The organism is Janthinobacterium silvisoli (assembly GCF_014200725.1).
Classification (GTDB): Bacteria; Pseudomonadota; Gammaproteobacteria; order Burkholderiales; family Burkholderiaceae_D; genus Janthinobacterium.
Genome location: NZ_JACHCL010000001.1, coordinates 501,485 through 516,098, shown reverse-complemented (window position 1 = coordinate 516,098; position 14,614 = coordinate 501,485). Strand labels below are relative to the sequence as shown.

The 14,614-nt window shown below is 60.8% G+C and carries 20 protein-coding genes; 1 reads left to right on the top strand and 19 read right to left on the bottom strand.

The features are described 5' to 3' along the window. Positions 1-7: 7 nt before the first annotated feature. The 7 genes from flgH to flgB are packed head-to-tail and all read right to left on the bottom strand — an operon-like array spanning position 8 to position 5,008. Positions 8-682, bottom strand: coding sequence for a flagellar basal body L-ring protein FlgH (gene flgH / locus HDE75_RS02260; RefSeq protein WP_183676419.1), 675 nt, complete (start codon positions 680-682; stop codon positions 8-10). Continuing rightward, positions 682-1,470, bottom strand: coding sequence for a flagellar basal-body rod protein FlgG (flgG, locus tag HDE75_RS02255; RefSeq protein WP_183676420.1), 789 nt, complete (start codon positions 1,468-1,470; stop codon positions 682-684). Before flgG ends, flgH begins: the two co-directional genes overlap by 1 nt. Before the next feature lie 30 nt (positions 1,471-1,500). Further along, positions 1,501-2,229 carry a flagellar basal body rod protein FlgF gene (locus tag HDE75_RS02250; RefSeq protein ID WP_183676421.1) on the bottom strand — a complete coding sequence of 243 codons (729 nt, stop codon included), beginning with the start codon at positions 2,227-2,229 and terminating at the stop codon, positions 1,501-1,503. 26 nt (positions 2,230-2,255) lie between these two features. Beyond that, positions 2,256-3,518: a flagellar hook protein FlgE gene (locus HDE75_RS02245; protein ID WP_183676422.1), complete on the bottom strand. Its 1,263-nt coding sequence runs from the start codon at positions 3,516-3,518 to the stop codon at positions 2,256-2,258. 51 nt (positions 3,519-3,569) lie between these two features. Beyond that, on the bottom strand, positions 3,570-4,223 hold the full coding sequence (locus HDE75_RS02240; protein ID WP_183676423.1) for a flagellar hook capping FlgD N-terminal domain-containing protein: 654 nt from the start codon (positions 4,221-4,223) through the stop codon (positions 3,570-3,572). Between the two features lie 3 nt (positions 4,224-4,226). Next, positions 4,227-4,637, bottom strand: coding sequence for a flagellar basal body rod protein FlgC (flgC, locus tag HDE75_RS02235; protein WP_183676424.1), 411 nt, complete (start codon positions 4,635-4,637; stop codon positions 4,227-4,229). Positions 4,638-4,645: 8 nt separating this feature from the next. Continuing rightward, positions 4,646-5,008, bottom strand: a complete 363-nt coding sequence (gene flgB, locus HDE75_RS02230; protein ID WP_183676425.1) for a flagellar basal body rod protein FlgB — start codon at positions 5,006-5,008, stop codon at positions 4,646-4,648. Between the two features lie 289 nt (positions 5,009-5,297). Here flgB and flgA point away from each other — a divergent pair, with 289 nt between their 5' ends. Further along, positions 5,298-5,909 carry a flagellar basal body P-ring formation chaperone FlgA gene (flgA, locus tag HDE75_RS02225; RefSeq protein ID WP_260173598.1) on the top strand — a complete coding sequence of 204 codons (612 nt, stop codon included), beginning with the start codon at positions 5,298-5,300 and terminating at the stop codon, positions 5,907-5,909. Here the strand turns inward: flgA and HDE75_RS02220 are convergent, their stop codons facing one another. From HDE75_RS02220 to HDE75_RS02165, 12 genes are all read right to left on the bottom strand, one after another. Further along, a complete protein-coding gene (locus tag HDE75_RS02220; RefSeq protein ID WP_260173597.1) occupies positions 5,910-6,653 on the bottom strand; it encodes a glycoside hydrolase family 73 protein in 744 nt (247 codons plus the stop codon). A 19-nt stretch (positions 6,654-6,672) separates the two neighbouring features. Continuing rightward, positions 6,673-7,125, bottom strand: coding sequence for a flagellar export chaperone FlgN (flgN, locus tag HDE75_RS02215; protein ID WP_311735303.1), 453 nt, complete (start codon positions 7,123-7,125; stop codon positions 6,673-6,675). After that, on the bottom strand, positions 7,122-7,412 hold the full coding sequence (gene flgM, locus HDE75_RS02210; RefSeq protein WP_183676428.1) for a flagellar biosynthesis anti-sigma factor FlgM: 291 nt from the start codon (positions 7,410-7,412) through the stop codon (positions 7,122-7,124). The genes flgN and flgM overlap by 4 nt, the downstream gene beginning before the upstream one ends. 16 nt (positions 7,413-7,428) lie before the next feature. Continuing rightward, positions 7,429-8,430, bottom strand: coding sequence for a flagellar motor protein MotB (locus HDE75_RS02205; protein WP_311735054.1), 1,002 nt, complete (start codon positions 8,428-8,430; stop codon positions 7,429-7,431). Continuing rightward, positions 8,414-9,328: a flagellar motor stator protein MotA gene (gene motA, locus HDE75_RS02200; protein ID WP_183676430.1), complete on the bottom strand. Its 915-nt coding sequence runs from the start codon at positions 9,326-9,328 to the stop codon at positions 8,414-8,416. The genes HDE75_RS02205 and motA overlap by 17 nt, the downstream gene beginning before the upstream one ends. Positions 9,329-9,397: 69 nt before the next feature. Further along, positions 9,398-10,141, bottom strand: coding sequence for a FliA/WhiG family RNA polymerase sigma factor (locus HDE75_RS02195; RefSeq protein ID WP_183676431.1), 744 nt, complete (start codon positions 10,139-10,141; stop codon positions 9,398-9,400). Positions 10,142-10,184: 43 nt separating this feature from the next. Then, positions 10,185-10,664, bottom strand: coding sequence for a flagellar basal body-associated FliL family protein (locus HDE75_RS02190; RefSeq protein ID WP_183676432.1), 480 nt, complete (start codon positions 10,662-10,664; stop codon positions 10,185-10,187). Beyond that, positions 10,664-11,908, bottom strand: a complete 1,245-nt coding sequence (locus tag HDE75_RS02185) for a flagellar hook-length control protein FliK (protein WP_183676433.1) — start codon at positions 11,906-11,908, stop codon at positions 10,664-10,666. The genes HDE75_RS02190 and HDE75_RS02185 overlap by 1 nt, the downstream gene beginning before the upstream one ends. After that, on the bottom strand, positions 11,905-12,222 hold the full coding sequence (locus tag HDE75_RS02180; RefSeq protein ID WP_183676434.1) for a hypothetical protein: 318 nt from the start codon (positions 12,220-12,222) through the stop codon (positions 11,905-11,907). The genes HDE75_RS02185 and HDE75_RS02180 overlap by 4 nt, the downstream gene beginning before the upstream one ends. Next, on the bottom strand, positions 12,215-12,604 hold the full coding sequence (gene fliS, locus HDE75_RS02175) for a flagellar export chaperone FliS (RefSeq protein WP_183676435.1): 390 nt from the start codon (positions 12,602-12,604) through the stop codon (positions 12,215-12,217). The genes HDE75_RS02180 and fliS overlap by 8 nt, the downstream gene beginning before the upstream one ends. A gap of 58 nt (positions 12,605-12,662) precedes the next feature. Further along, a complete protein-coding gene (gene fliD, locus HDE75_RS02170; protein WP_183676436.1) occupies positions 12,663-14,087 on the bottom strand; it encodes a flagellar filament capping protein FliD in 1,425 nt (474 codons plus the stop codon). Between the two features lie 89 nt (positions 14,088-14,176). Continuing rightward, positions 14,177-14,614, bottom strand: coding sequence for a flagellar export protein FliJ (locus HDE75_RS02165; RefSeq protein ID WP_183676437.1), 438 nt, complete (start codon positions 14,612-14,614; stop codon positions 14,177-14,179).

The window sequence follows — 14,614 nt, the reverse complement described above, 5'->3', positions numbered from 1 at the left end:
TGTCACCTTAAAACGGCATCCATGGCCCGACGAAGAAGCGCGTCAGCCAGCCTGGTGTATTGGCTTCGGCCAGGGTGCCCTGGCCGGAATAGGCGATCCGCGCATTGGCGATGCGCAAGGAAGACACCTGGTTGTTCGAATCGATGTCGGCCGCGCGCAAATAGCCGCGCAGGCGTACGAATTCCTCGCCCTGGTTCAGGGTCAGCGTCTTTTCGCCCTGCACCCGCAGCAAGCCGTTCGGCAGCACTTCCTGCACGATCACGGTGATCGCGCCAGACAGCGCATTTTGCTGCGTGCTGGTTGAATCGCCGGCGAAATTGCGGTTGGCGCCGAGGTCCAGGCCGGTCTTGGGCAGGGTCTTGCCCAGCACATTGGCTGCCTGGATGCCCACGCTCGACCCCTTGTTGAACGAGGTGCCAGCCTTCTTGCTGGCCTGCGTGGTTTCCTGCAGGGCGACAGTGACGACATCGCCGACGCGGAAGGCGCGGCTGTCCGAGGTCAGCGCCAGGCCGGCATCGGGATTGAACACGCCGCCGGCCACGCCACCGCGCGCGGTGCTGCGAGGCGCCACCGGCAGTGGCTCGTCGGAAAAGCTGGGCGGGATCGGCGCCGGCGGACGGCTGGCGCAACCAGCCGTCAACACCAGCAGCAGGGCCGCGGCAGTGTTCAGTGCAGCTTTCATCAGCGTGCCGCTTGCGACAGGTATTGCAGCATGTTATCGGCGGCCGACAGCACCTTGGTATTCATTTCATAGGTGCGTTGCGCTGCGATCATGTCGACCATCTCTTCAACCACCTGTACGTTCGAGCCTTCCAGCGCGAACTGCTTGATCTTGCCCAATGCGCCTTCGCCCGGCACGCCTTCGGTAGGTGCGCCACTGGCGGCGGTTTCCTGGAACAGGTTTTCACCCAGCGCCTGCAAGCCGGTTGGATTGATGAAGTTGGTCAGGGTCAGCTGGCCCAGCGGGGTAGCGGCCACGTTGCCGGGCACGGTAGCCGAGACCAGGCCATTTTCACCGATGGTGATACCGGTGGCGTTGTTCGGAATGGTGATTTGCGGCACCAGCGGCAAGCCCTGGGCGTTGACCAGTACGCCGTTTTCATTCATGGTCAGCTGGCCGGCGCGCGTGTACGCTGCCTCGCCGTTCGGGCGCAGCACTTGCAGGAAACCGTTGCCGGTGATCGCCACGTCCATGTCGCGGCTGGTCGTTTGCAGGCTGCCGGTGGTAAACACTTTTTGCGTGCCCACCATGTGCGTGCCGTTACCCAGCTGTACGCCCGAGGGCGACAGGGTATTGTCGGCGCGCTGCGTGCCCGGCTGCTGATCGACCTGGTAAAACAGGTCTTCAAACACCACGCGGTCGCGCTTGAAGCCTACCGTGTTGACGTTGGCCAGGTTGTTGGCGATCGCTTGCAGTTTCGCATCTTGCGCCTGCACGCCGGTCTTGCTGATCCACATTGCTGGATTCATCTATTGCTCCTTGTTGATTCGTCAGGTGGATCAGGCGCTAATCAAGCGATTGCCTGACTCGGTCATGTCATCGCTGGCCTTGAAGACCTTCATTTGCATTTCAAAACTGCGGTTCAGGCTCATGGTGGCGATCATCTCTTCGACGGCTGAAACGTTGCTGCCTTCCAGGTGGCGGTCGCTGACGCGCACCGTTGGATCAGCCTGCAAGTCTTCGCCATTGCGCGCCACCACCAGGCCCGCCTCGTTCTTGGTCAGTTCGCCCGTTTCGGCATTGACCAGTTTGAGCTTGTCGATGATTTGCATTTGCGCACTACCCGGCACCTGCACCGAAATCGTGCCATCGACGCCGATGGAGACGCTGCTATTTTCAGGCAAGGTGATCGGACCACCTTCGCCCAGCACCGCGCGGCCATTGATGCTCAAGGTGCCATTCTCATCGAGATTCATGGCGCCGGAGCGGGTGTAGGCTTCGCCGTTTTGCCATTGCACCGTCAGGTAACCATTGCCCACAATCGCCACATCGAGGTCGCGCCCGGTTTCCTTCAGGGTGCCGCTGCGCGTGCTGATCGCGCTCGACTGCGTTTGCGCCATATGGCGGTCGTCGTAGCCGTAGCCGTTCTGCAAGGGCTGGGCGGTCGATACCTCCAGATTGGCGCGAAAGCCGCCCGTTTCGATATTGGCCAGGTTGTTGGCGTGTACCTGCTGTGCCCGCAGGGCGCGGTCGGCCCCGCTCATGGCGGTGTAAATCAGCGCATCCATCGTGCTTTATCCTTGGGTGGCGTGCATTAAATCGCTTGCATCAGCGACTGCAGCATGGCGCTTTCGGTCGAAATGACTTTCGAGTTAGCCTGGTAGTTGCGCTGCGACGTCATCAAACCCACCAGTTCGGTGGTGATATCGACGTTCGAGCCTTCCAGCGAACTGGTCGCCAACTTGCCTGCCATGCCGACGCCTGGACGGTCGTACAGTGCCGTGCCCGATGTGGTCGAGGCGATCCAGCTGGTGTCGTTTACCGGCGTCAGCGCGCCTTCGTCGGCGAAAGTGGCCAGGGCAATCGTCCCGACGTTCTGCTTCGCGCCATTCGAATATTTGGCCACCAGCGAACCGTCGTTCGCCAGTTCCACGCTCATGTAGTTGCCCGAGGCGTAGCCAGTCGCCTGATCGGTCGAGGTCGACGCATCACCGGCAAATTGCGTGGTGCCGTTGTAATCGATGCCGAAGGCGAGGGGGGCAGCGCCAGGGATGGCGTTGCTGGTGATGGCGACATTGGCAAACGTGGGAACCCAGTCGCTAGGCGGCGTGGTGCCATCCGGCACTGCATTGGTGGGGCCTGCGCCATTCACCGTGGCTAGCTGGCCCTTGTTGTCGAAGGTCAGGGTGGTCGGGTTCGGCGTGCCATCTGCCAGTGGCGCATCGTCGAGCGTGTAATACACTTGCATGGTACTGGGACCGGTTTTCACGAAGTATTGCGTCAACGGGTGCGTTTTGCCCAGCGAATCGTACAGCGAGGAAGTTTTCGAGCTATTGTAGGTCCCGATGTCCGTCTTGCTGAAGGTGCCCGTCTTGGTGGCCCAGTCGGCGGACATATTGGCGGTATAGGTCAGTTTGTCGGTGGCCTTGGCAGGAATCTGGCCGGTCGGGATCTTCATGTCGCCCAGGGGGCCCAGGGTGGTCGAGCCAGGAATCGCCGCGTAGCCTTGCACCATCTTGCCATTCGAGTCGACCAGGTAACCGCTGTTACTGGCCGAGAAAATACCCACGCGGCTATAGGTCAAGGTGTTTTGCGCATCGCGCGAGACAAAGAAGCCACGGCCATCGATCGCCGCGTCGAGTGCGCGGCCAGTGTTGAGCAGGCCGCCGTTCTGGTTGATGCTTTGCGTGGTCGAGCCGATTTCCGTGCCGGTCGCGCGCGAACCGGAATACATCGAGGAGAAGTTGGCGCGGCTGCTCTTGAAGCCATAGGTGCCGGCGTTGGCGATATTGTTACTGGTGCTGGTAAGCTGCTGGTTGATGGCCTGGATGCCGGACAGTGCGATGTCGAAACTCATGTTAGCTTCCTTCAGTATGGGAGTGGATTAGGTTGAGCAAGTAGCCGCAAATCAGCTGGTTTTACCGTTAAAGCCGGTGATGGCGCCCGGACTGACTTCGCCAAGGTTGGCCACGCTCAGGATCATGGTGCCGGTCGAGGACAGGCGTACGCTATTGAGTTTGCCGGCGATATCGACCGTCGGTTTTTCGGCATTGCTGGTAGTCACGTCCATCGTATAGGTGCCTGCTGGCAAGCCCAATGCGACCGGGTCAATCGTAAAGGGCACGGTGCCGGCAGACTTGGCGCCCAGCTCGATCTTGTATTCCTTGTCATCGCTACTTTTCAGCGTGACGGTGGTCTTGCTGCTGTTGGCGGTCAGCGCGATGCTGCCATTCACCTTGCTGCTGTCGAGCTGTACCGTGGGGCTGTTGACAGTCACTTCGGAGCCCACCTGGGCGCCCAGGGCCAGCACCTGCATCGATTGCAGCACGCTGGCATTGGAACTGGTCAGCGCAGCCATATTCTGGATCGCCTCGGTTTGCGCCTGCTGCGTCAGTTGATTGACGAACTGGCTGGGATCGGTAGGGGCGAGCGGATCCTGATTCTTGATCTGTGCCACCAGCAGCTTGGTAAACATGTCCTGGGTCGCATTGTTTTGCGACTTGACGGCATCGCTGCTGCTGCCACTGCTGTTGTTGTTATTCGTGAAGAGGTTGGTTTCCATGGCTTACGAGTCACCTAATTTGAGGAGAGATTGCTGCATCGACTTAATGCGGCCCAGAACTTCGACATTCGTTTCAAATGCGCGCGAGGCCGACATCATGTCGGTCATCTCTGCCACCTGATTGACATTCGGGTAAAACACCATGCCGTCGGCATTGGCCATCGGATGCCCCGGTTCATAGACCCTGCGCAGCGGCTCGTCGCTTTCGACCACGTCCATCACCTGCACCTGGCCGCCGGCGTTGCCGCTGCCATCCATCACGGCGGTAAATACCGGTTTGCGCGCGCGGTAGGTTTCGCCTTCGGAACCGGCCACGGAATCGGCATTGGCCAGGTTACTGGCGACAGTATTGAGGCGCACGGTCTGCGCCGCCATCGCCGAACCGGCGATCTTGGAAATATCCTGGAAACTCATGCGTGTCCTTATTGTCCGGCAATGGCCTTGGCCAGACCCTTGATTTTCATGTTGACGAAAGTCAGGCTGGTCTGGAAGTCGGTGGCATTTTGTGAAAATGCCGCCTGTTCGATGCCGATCTCGACGGTGTTGCCGTCGCGGCTAGGGTGGTAGGGAACACGGTACAGGGCGCTGGCGTCGTCGTCGGTCGACAGCAAGCCGGCGCTATTGTCCTGCAGTTGCTGCAGGGCGCTGCCAAAATCCATATCCATGGCCTGGAAACCCGGTGTATTTTCATTGGCGATATTGGCCGCCAGCACGCGCGTACGGTCGGCGCGCAAGTGCAGTGCATCGCTGTGCACACCCAGTGCTTCCTTGAAATTAATCCCCATGGTCTTCCTTTGTGTTGAATGTGATCGCGCTGTTGCAGTTTGGGCTTAAAAATAGCTGAGGCGGAGTAAAATGCCCTGCCAAGTCGTATTGACACATGGTAATGTCATGCCGCTTCAGTATCTTTGATTAAGGTTAGCAATGACTCATTTCGACAACTCTGTCGTGACATCCAACCAGGCGCGGCGTCTGCACATACTGATCCCAAGCCTGTTTTTACTGACCAGCCTCTATAGTAGTGCAGGACGCGCAGAATTGCCAGCCGACAATATATTTTTAAGAACAGAAAGCATGGCACGTGAGCAATTGGCGCAACAAGCGGACGCTGCCGGTCTGCTGGAGCCGCAATTCCAGGTAGCTGTCATCAAAACGTCACGCATCATGCCGGCCTGCGCCGTGCCGGTCACGCTGGAACTGGCCGACAGCCGCGTGCCGCAGCGCATGCGTTTTGTGGCCAGCTGTCCTGGTGCTGGCGGCTGGCGTTATGACATTCTGGTACGCAGCAGCATCACAGCCAAGGTCGCTGTCACCAGCGTTCCCGTGATAGCCAATACGCCGTTGCAGGCTGCCGATATCACCCTGGCGCGTCACGATGTGACGATGGTGCCTGACAGTATTGCTTCCCTGTCCGCGGTGCTGGGACTGACCAGCAAGCGCAGCCTGCGCGCCGGCGAAGTGCTGCGCCAGGGCCAGCTGGCCTCACCGGTATTGATCAAGCGGGGCAGCGCGGTCAGCATCGTCGCGCGCAAGGAGCAAATAGAAGTAAGCATGGCCGGCGAGGCCATGGATCCCGGCGCGCAAGGAGAAATCATTCGGGTGCGCAACGCCACCAGTGGCACGCAGATACGCGCCAGGGTACTCGATGCGGGCGTGGTCGAGCCGGTAGATATTCCCGGCCGCTGATCAGTTGCCCGTCAGCGCGCTGCGCTGCAAGCGCGTGGCCAGCTGGGTCAGCTTGGCTGCATAGTTCGGATCGGTGGCATAGCCGCCGCGCGCCAGGCCCTGCGCAAACGCGCCCGCATCGGAGCCGGTATTGAGGGCGGTGCGATAGCGCGGATTATCGAGCAGCACTTGCGCGTAGTCGCGGAAGGCGCTGGCCTGGTCGGGATAGCTGCGGAAGCGCTCGGTTTTTTTCAAGGCTGTGCCGCTGCCGCCTTCATATTCCGTGGTCAGGGCTGTCGTCACATCGCCTTGCCATTTGGCGCCAGCCTTGATGCCGAACAGGTTATTCGTGTCAGAGCCCGCATTGGCCCCCGTTCCCTGGCGCAGCGGGTGCTGGCCCCAGCCCGATTCCAGCGCCGCATGGGCGGCCACGACTTCCGGCGCCACGCCGAGGCGCGCGCCGGTTTCTTCGGCCCACGGTTTGATCGAGGCCAGAAACTGTTGCTGCACTTCGCCGATCTCGCCGCCCTGGTTGATATTGCCCAGGACATTGCTGGACTGGGTCTGCTCCAGATAAGCACGGCCTTGCGGGCTGAGCGTAGTGCCGGCGGTACCGCCGCCTTGTTCGATGAAGCGGGCCACTTCGCCTTGCACCTGCTGGAACACGCTGTTGAAACTGCCGGTGGAGGCGGTTGCAGCCGTGGCGCGCACATTGCTCTGGATGGCTGATGTAGCGGAGCTAGCTGCCGTAGCCTGGGTCGCCATGGTACTGCTGGTGAAAAAATCAGCCTGGCGCATAAGTGTGGTCCTCGCCGTGCAGCACTCTTTGCATGGTGCTGTACTGTTCCGTTAAAAATTCGCTGTTGCGCGCACTCAGGCGCTTGCATTCGAGCACCATCTGTTCCAGCGCCGCCCAGTCGCGTGCGGCTGCCGCGCCGCGTTCGGCGGGCAGCAAGGCGAACAGTTGCTGCATATCAGGCTTCGCGCCCAGCAAGGCAGTGGCCAGGCTGACCCGCTGGCGGCGGCGGCCATCGAGACGCTCGACGGCGGCAACGATCTGCTCGGCCAGCGTGGCCAAATGCGTGTTCTGGTGGCGCAAGATGGATTGAAACTGTTCCTCAAGCAAGGCGCGCAGTTCCACATAGCCCTGGCCATCGTCGGCGATGCCTTGCAAGACGCGCTGCAGCGCTTCCTGGCGGGTGATGCCCTTGCGTGGTGTGTTCACGATTGCGCTCACGATTCACCGCCGTGAAAGCGCTGGATCAGGCCCGCCAGTTTCGACGGATCAAACGGCAGCTCGCCTTTTGCCAGTGCATCGCGCAGCATGGCTACTCTTTCATGATCGATTTCCGGCATGGCGCGCAGGGCGGCCATGGCCGGTTGCAGCACGGCCGATTGCATTTGCTCGCCCGCCGACGAGCCGGGCGTGACGGCGCCAGCCGCGGCGTTTTCCGCGATCGCCTCGGCTGGCGCGACGGCGCCGCTGCGCAGGCTGGCGCTACTGGCTCCCGAGGAAATTTTCATTGCTTGCCCCTTGCCCTTAATTTGCATTATCGCCCCGTTCTTTTCTTGCCGGCAGTCCCAGCTTGTCGCGCAAGCGCTGCAAGGTTGCCGAATCCGGTTCCGCCACTTCCAGGTCGTCGCCGTGGCCTTTCTGGCCTGCCATGCCAAACATGGCGGCGATGCTGTCGGCCTGGCCGCGCGTCAATATTAACAGCTCGATGCGGCGGTTGATGCCGGCACTGGCATTCTTGACGTCCAGCGGAGCGCGGTCTGCCATGCCGACCACTTGCAGCACGCTGTCGGGATTCATGCTGCCAATCAATAACTGCGCCCGTGCCGACATGGCGCGGTTGGCCGACAAGGTCCAGTTGGAAAAGCCTTCATACCCTGTATTGGCGTATTGCATCGAGTCGGTATGGCCGACGATCAGCATCTGGTTTTCCATCTGCGCAAACACCGGCCCCATTTCACGCAGCAGTTTGCGGAAACGGTCGGTCGGCACGGCGCTGCCGCGCACAAACATGCCTTGCTTGTCCGTGTCGTGCAGCATCACGCGCAAGCCATACGGCGTGATCACCGATTGCAGATTGCTCTTCAGGCCAGCTTCTTCGCTGAGCTTGTCGAGTGCGCGCGACAGTGCCAGCAAGTCTTCCGGCGTCTGGTAGTTCTTTTTGGGCTGTGCTTGCGCCGTGCCCGCCTTGCCATCCTGCGTCTTGTTGCCGTCGGTGCGCGTATCGCCCATGCCCTTGCGCGGCATGGGGAAGCGCTCGATCAGGCTGCCGCGCGGGCCGCCTTTCTGCTCCGGCATCACGCCCTGGCCTTCACCCTGACGGCTGCCGGCGGTGGCATCCATCATGATTTCCTTCATCGCCTGCTGCTCGCGTGCGGCCATCAGCCACAGCACCAAGAACAAGGACAGCAGGGCCAGGCAAAAGTCGGCAAACGCTACCTTCCAGGCGCCGCCGTGGCCATCGTCGTCGTGCTTGCGTCCGGCGCGCTTGATGATGGCCTGTTCATGTTTCTCATGCGGCTTTAGCACGGCGGCCTCCCCGGCCTTGGCCTTGCTCTTGTTCCGCTCCGCCATCTTCGAGCGCATTGATCCAGCTTTCCAGCTGGGCGAAGCTTGGCTTGATATTCAGTTGCACCAGGCGCCGGCCCGCATCGATTGCCAGCAGGGGCGGCTTGCCGGCCACGTGGGTAACCAGTACCACTTTCACGCATTCCATGGTCGATCCTTCTTCGCCGACCAATTGTTTCATCATATTGCACATCGGATCGAGCACGCCGTAGCAAAAGAAGATGCCGATAAAGGTACCGACCATGGCGGCGCCCACTTTTTCCGAAATTTCGGCTGCGTCGGCGCCGTCAGCCACCGAGTTCATGGCCATCACGATACCGAGCACGGCCGCCAGGATACCGAAACCAGGCATCGCTTCGGCGATCTTGTGCAGGGACTTCGACGGTTGCAGCAATTCCTCATGAATCGCTTCGAGTTCCTGCTCCAGCACGCCTTCGAGTTCATGCGCGTTGATCTTGCCCATCGCCATTAAACGGAAATTGTCGACGATGAAGGCCAGCAGCTTCGGTTCTTCCAGCACCAGCGGATAACGCTGGAAGAGGGCGCTTTCGCGCGGCGCTTCGACGTGGGCGTCGAGCGCCTTCAGGCCGCCGGCCGCCGTTTGCAGCAGTTCATACATCAACAGCAGCAACTGGCGCTGGAATTCCGAGCCTTGTTTCTTGTGCGTCACGATCTTGCGCATCTGATGCAGCATTTCTGCCAGCACATGCTTGGGATTGCCCAGCACCAAAGCGCCGACGGCGGCGCCGATGATGATGATCAACTCGACCGGTTGCCAGATCGCGTGGACGGTGCCGCCCATCAGGGCAAAGCCTCCGAATACACATCCCATCACGATTAAGATACCGATAATTACCATGTCAACTGCCTTTCTGCGTCATTGTGGTGCTGCATCAATTTATGGATGGTGCCTGCTTTCGCGTCCGCCTCATGCGTCCTGCAGCATGGCTTTCATTTTGCCCAGCGCCGTCTTGTTCAACTGGCAGACGCGGGCGTCGCTCAGGTCCAGTACGGCGGCAATTTCTTTATAGCTCAGTTCAAACTCGTAATACATCTGCACTACGCGCTGCTCCCGTTCGTCCAGTGCGCGCAGGGCTTGCTCCAGGCTGCGCCGCACCATCAGCTGCTCTTCCGGACTCGGTGCGCTGTCGGCCTGTCCCAGGCTTTCTTGCAGCACTTCGTCGAAACTGGCAATCAGCTCAGCGTTTTCCGCCAGCTGATATTCCTGATAGGCTTCCGGCGTCAGGTTCAAGGCAGCCATGATTTCCGCTTCCTGCGGTTCGCGCCCCAGGCGCCGCGTCAGCGCCCGCACGTTGTCGCGCAGGCGATGGCTTTCCTGGCGCACGGCGCGCGGCCGCCAGTCCTGGCGCCGCAGTTCATCGAGGATGGCGCCACGGATGCGCAGGCTGGCATAACTGCCGAAAGACTGGTCCGGCACGCCGTAGCGGCGCAGCGCTTCCAGCAAGCCCATCAGACCGATCTGCTCCATGTCGTCGCGGTCGATAGCGCCCGATACCTGCGAATTGAGCTGGCGCACGATACGCTTGACCAGCGGCGCGTAGGCCAGCAAATGCTGCTGTTCTTCCGCAACGGTGAAGATGGCCGCGGCAGCGCTGGTGGCAGCGTACTCGTCCGCGCCATACGCTTCCTGGTATTGCTCTACATAGGCCACGGGATCTCCCACTAAGTCGGCTGGCGTGTCGGCTTACTTTGACTTACTCAATGATCAGCTTGCCTACCATGACTTCGGTAAACGGCTTTTCCATCTGTTCGCGCTCATAGCTGACATTGAAGGCCTTGTTGATCTGCGCGGCGTACTCTTCGACGGTCATGCTTTGCGCCTTGTCGACTGGAAAACTCGACAGGGTGCTGACGGCGATCGAGCGCATCAAAGGCAAGTGGTCCTTGGTCAGTTTTTCCTTTTCTTCAGTGGTGGCGATCACCAGGTCGGCCGACAAATAATGGGTTTCGGCGTCGCCGGGGGCGCGCCGCAGCATCACGATGATCTTGTCGAGCGTCAGGAATTTGCGCGCTTTCTTGCCGGTTGCCGGCGGTGGCGGGGCCTTGGCATCGGCCGTCTCGGCGGCATGGGGCGCCACCGGTTTGGCCAGATACCAGATGGCGCCGCCGGCCGCGCCGGCCGCCAGTACGGCGACCAGCACGAAGCCGCCGATCAATTTGAGTTTTGTATTCATCAGTGTTGCTCCCGCTCATACATGGCGAAGGTGGCGCTGCTGGCAGCGTCGTCGGAGAGGGCGCTGCCTGGTTCATTGTCGTCTTGCTGGCGGCCAGGCTGACGCTGGCCGCGCGCATCGCCTTCGGCAAACGCCGGGGCGGCAGGGCTGCGCGGGGTGGCGCTGATATTGACGGAGACATCCGTGTACTGGCGCTGCGCCAGGTCGCTGCGCAGGTTGTCGCCGATGTTTTGCAACTGGCGCAGCACTTCCGTGTTCGAGGCCGACACATTCACCTGCAAGCTGCCTGCCATATGACGTATCGAAATATCGATACGTCCCAGCATGGGCGGGTCGAGGCGGATGACGGCAGTTTCACCATTGCGTTCGACTTGTGTCTGCAGGCGGTCGCCCAGCGCTTCGCGCAGCGGCGCTTGCCATTGCTGTGCCGGGCCGTTGAGTTTGATCGTATCGGCGCCCTGGCCGGTTGCTGCGCCCGGGCCCAGGTTCAGGCTGGGCGTTCCGGCGGCGACCGGTTCGGTGGTGCGCTCGCCATCGCGCACGGTCACGCCAGTCCTGGCCGCCGGGGCAGCTGCTGCCGTGGCGGCGGCCACCTCGGCAGGGGCTGCGCGCAACGCTATGGCCGGCATGGACGCTGGCGTGAGCTTGAAGGCCGTGTCCGAAGCGTCGCCATCGGCGACTGGACTGGCGGCAGCCAGTGGTTCGCGCGTGTCGCGGCTTGCCGGCGCCGCACCGCTACCGAGCATGACGGCGGCAGGATGCATGCTCAGCACCAGGCCAGGGTTCGACTGCGCCAGGTTGATTTGCGCCTGGGCCTGCGCCGGGGCGGACGTTTCAGCAGGGGCTGGAGCAGAAGCAGACGCGGGCAACGGCAGCGGCAGCGGCAGGGCCATCACGGGGGCGGCCATGGCTGGCAAACTGCCATCGGCCGGCGCGACTGCCGCCGTTGCCGCTGCAATGTCGGCCGGAACATCATCCTTGTGGTCGTCATTGATCGCCTTGGGTGGCGGCGCGCCAGTGCCGGTGTCCGCCGTTGCCACTGCCGCCGGGGCGCTTGCAGTAGACTGCGTCATGACCTGGGCGAACAGCGACAGGGCGGAAGCTGGCGATGCGCTGGAATTGGCCGCCGGCGCATTGCTTGCTGCACCAGTGTTATTGCTGGCTGTAGCTGCTGGTGCAGGATCGGCGCCGGCTGTGATAAGACTGGCGGCGTTAAAGCTGGCCGCGCTAAGATTGATCATCATGCTGAATTCCCGTCCGGATCGAACTCGCCTAAACTGGCATAGGCGACCCATCCTTCCTTATTTGCCTGTAATTCACCCAGGCGTTTGCCCAGGCGTTCTTTTTCCTCAGAGCAAATTTTAACCGCTAGCGCGTGATTTTTGCGCAATTGCAACAATTCTATTTGTTCTATTTCATTCCATGCACCGCGCGCGGCCAATAAAGGCAGGTTTTTTGCCAGGATGGCGGTCAATTTTTCCAGTGCATCCCAATCCATCTGTGCCGTGGCATGGGCGAATTGGCGGCTCAGTTGCTGCAGTGCACTGCGCCTAGGCATTGTTGGCCTGAACGCCGACCCAGCCGCGCTTGATGGTCGTCATCAAGGTGGTGACTTCATCGATCAGGCCAGGATCCAGTTTGATACCGGCCGTGTACAGGCGTCCCACGCAGTAGTCGTACAGGCGGGCCAGGTTGACGACGACTTCGCCGCCGTTGTCGAAATCGAGCGAGCTCGACAAGCCATTGATGATTTGCGTGCATTTGTCCAGGCTGATCGCCTTTTGCTCATAGCGTTTGCCGACGATATGCCCGCGCGCGCGCGCCAGTTCTTCCAGCAAACCATCGGTCAACACGAGTACCAGTTCGACCGGCGAGGCGCTGGCCGTCTGGGCATCGAGATTGACTGCATGGTAGTTGCCGTAAGCTTCATTGTTCAACATGTTTCTTTTCTCACTATGGTCGCTATTGAAAGGCGGCTGCGCTGCGGGCGAGTCCGCCTTAGGATTTATCGTTGCTGAACATGGCGTCGAACATGTCAGAAGTCTTGCTCATTTGCTCTTGCAATACCTGCAGGCGCGAAAATTGATCGAGGTAGCGGTTGTAGGCGCTGTCATACTGGGTATTGAGCCTGTCCATGCTCTTGGTCAAACTTTTTTGCAAGGTATCCGCCGCGGCCAGGCGCTGCGTGATCTGACCCTTGGTGAGGTTGCTCCATTGGCCCAGCACGGAACTGAGCTTGCCCAGCACGCCAGCCGGCGCGGACAGGCTGTTGTTGCCGATAATTTTGTCCAGGCTGGCAGGGTCGGCTGCCAGCTTGGTCGTCAGTTTTTTACTGTCGAGGCTAATCGTGCCGTCGCGCTGCGCCGTGATGCCATACGACACCAGCGAAACGCCGCCCAGGTTCAGTCGCAGGGCGTCGTTCATGCTCGAGCGCAGGGCATTGAGGCCGGAATCGTGCGCGAAAATGCCGGGATCCACGTTTTTGGTGGGGTCGCCTGGATTGGACAGGCTATCCATCATCGTCTTCAGTTTGTTGTAGGCGTCGACAAACGCCTGCACATTGGCGATGGTGCTGGTGGTGTCTGTCGCCACGGCCACGGTGATGGGCGAGTCACCGGTAGCCATCGCCTTGGTGAACGTCAGCTTGACGTCGGGGATGTTGGTGAAGGTATTCGATGCCTGGGTAATTTGCGTACCCGTGCCTTGCGCGCCCAGCCAGACGATCGCGTCTTGCGCGCCGACGATGGTCTTGACGTTGGCCGAGTTGCTGAGTGCCGCCTGCAGCGCGGCATTGCCCACGCCGGCGTTGGCGGTGTTGCTGGTGTCGATGGTGACGGCGTTGTCTTTACCGGTCAGGTTCGACGTCAGCACCAATTGGGCCTGGTTGCCGATATTGATGATGGAAGCCGTGACGCGGGAATTGTTCTTGCTGTCGCCATTGATGGCGGCGGCGATTTCCTGCGGCGTCAGGATGCCATCGCCGTCCTTGTCCGCCGCAGCCAGGTCGATGCTGAGCGTATTGCCGGCGCTGCCATCGCCAAACTTGAGGTTCAGGGTGCCAGCGTCCTTGGCCGGCGAGACAGCGCTCAAGCCGCTATACGAGGTCTGGCTGGCAGTGGCTAACTGCTGCACGAAAAAGGAATAGGTGCCTGGCGTGGCCTTGGAACCTACCGTTGCCGAGCCGACCGCGGGATTGCTGAAGGTGGCCGCCTGGCTCAGTACGGTCTTGTTCGAGGTCATGGTCGTCATGGCGCTCTGGAAGTCCGACATGGCCGAGCGCAGGCTGTTGAGCGCCGACGTGGTGTTGTTGGCCAGCGTACTTTGCGCCGTTACCGCAGCCTTTTGCGCGGCAACCAGGTTGGTCGCCAGATTCTTGGCCGTGGTGATCGGATCGTAGGTCGGTGAAGTAATTGCGTTTGCCATGCCAGACTCCAGAAGAAAGGGATATACCCGTACAAGGCGACCCTGATTCCCATTTTGTGAAATTTTCTTTGAAGAAACTTACACAAAGCTCATTTTTGCTGCCCGCGGAACCAGAATTGCGTCGCCAGCTCATCTTGCCGCTTGGCATCGGTGCGTCTTTGTTCATTCGCCACATGCTGCTGCTTTTGCGTCAGCACCTGGTCCAGCACCTCGCGCTTGGCCCATGCCGTGTTGAGCGCGCGCTGCGATACCGCCATATTGGCTTCGTGCAGATGCAAGTCCGTACGGTGCTGGTCGGCCATCTGCATCACCGCTTGCTTGAAGTTGCCGCAATTGACGGACAGGGCCAGCGGCAGGGCGCCGCTGGGGCCGCTGTCCGTGTACAGGCCCGTCAGGCGGTCCAGGTTTTTCTGGTAGCGGTCGCGCATGGCCGTTTGCGCCGCCATATCGCTTTGCAGGCGTTCGAGCTCGGTGCTGCGCAAGCCCACCAGGGTGGTCAGGTTGCGGATGGTATGCGAGTCGCTCAT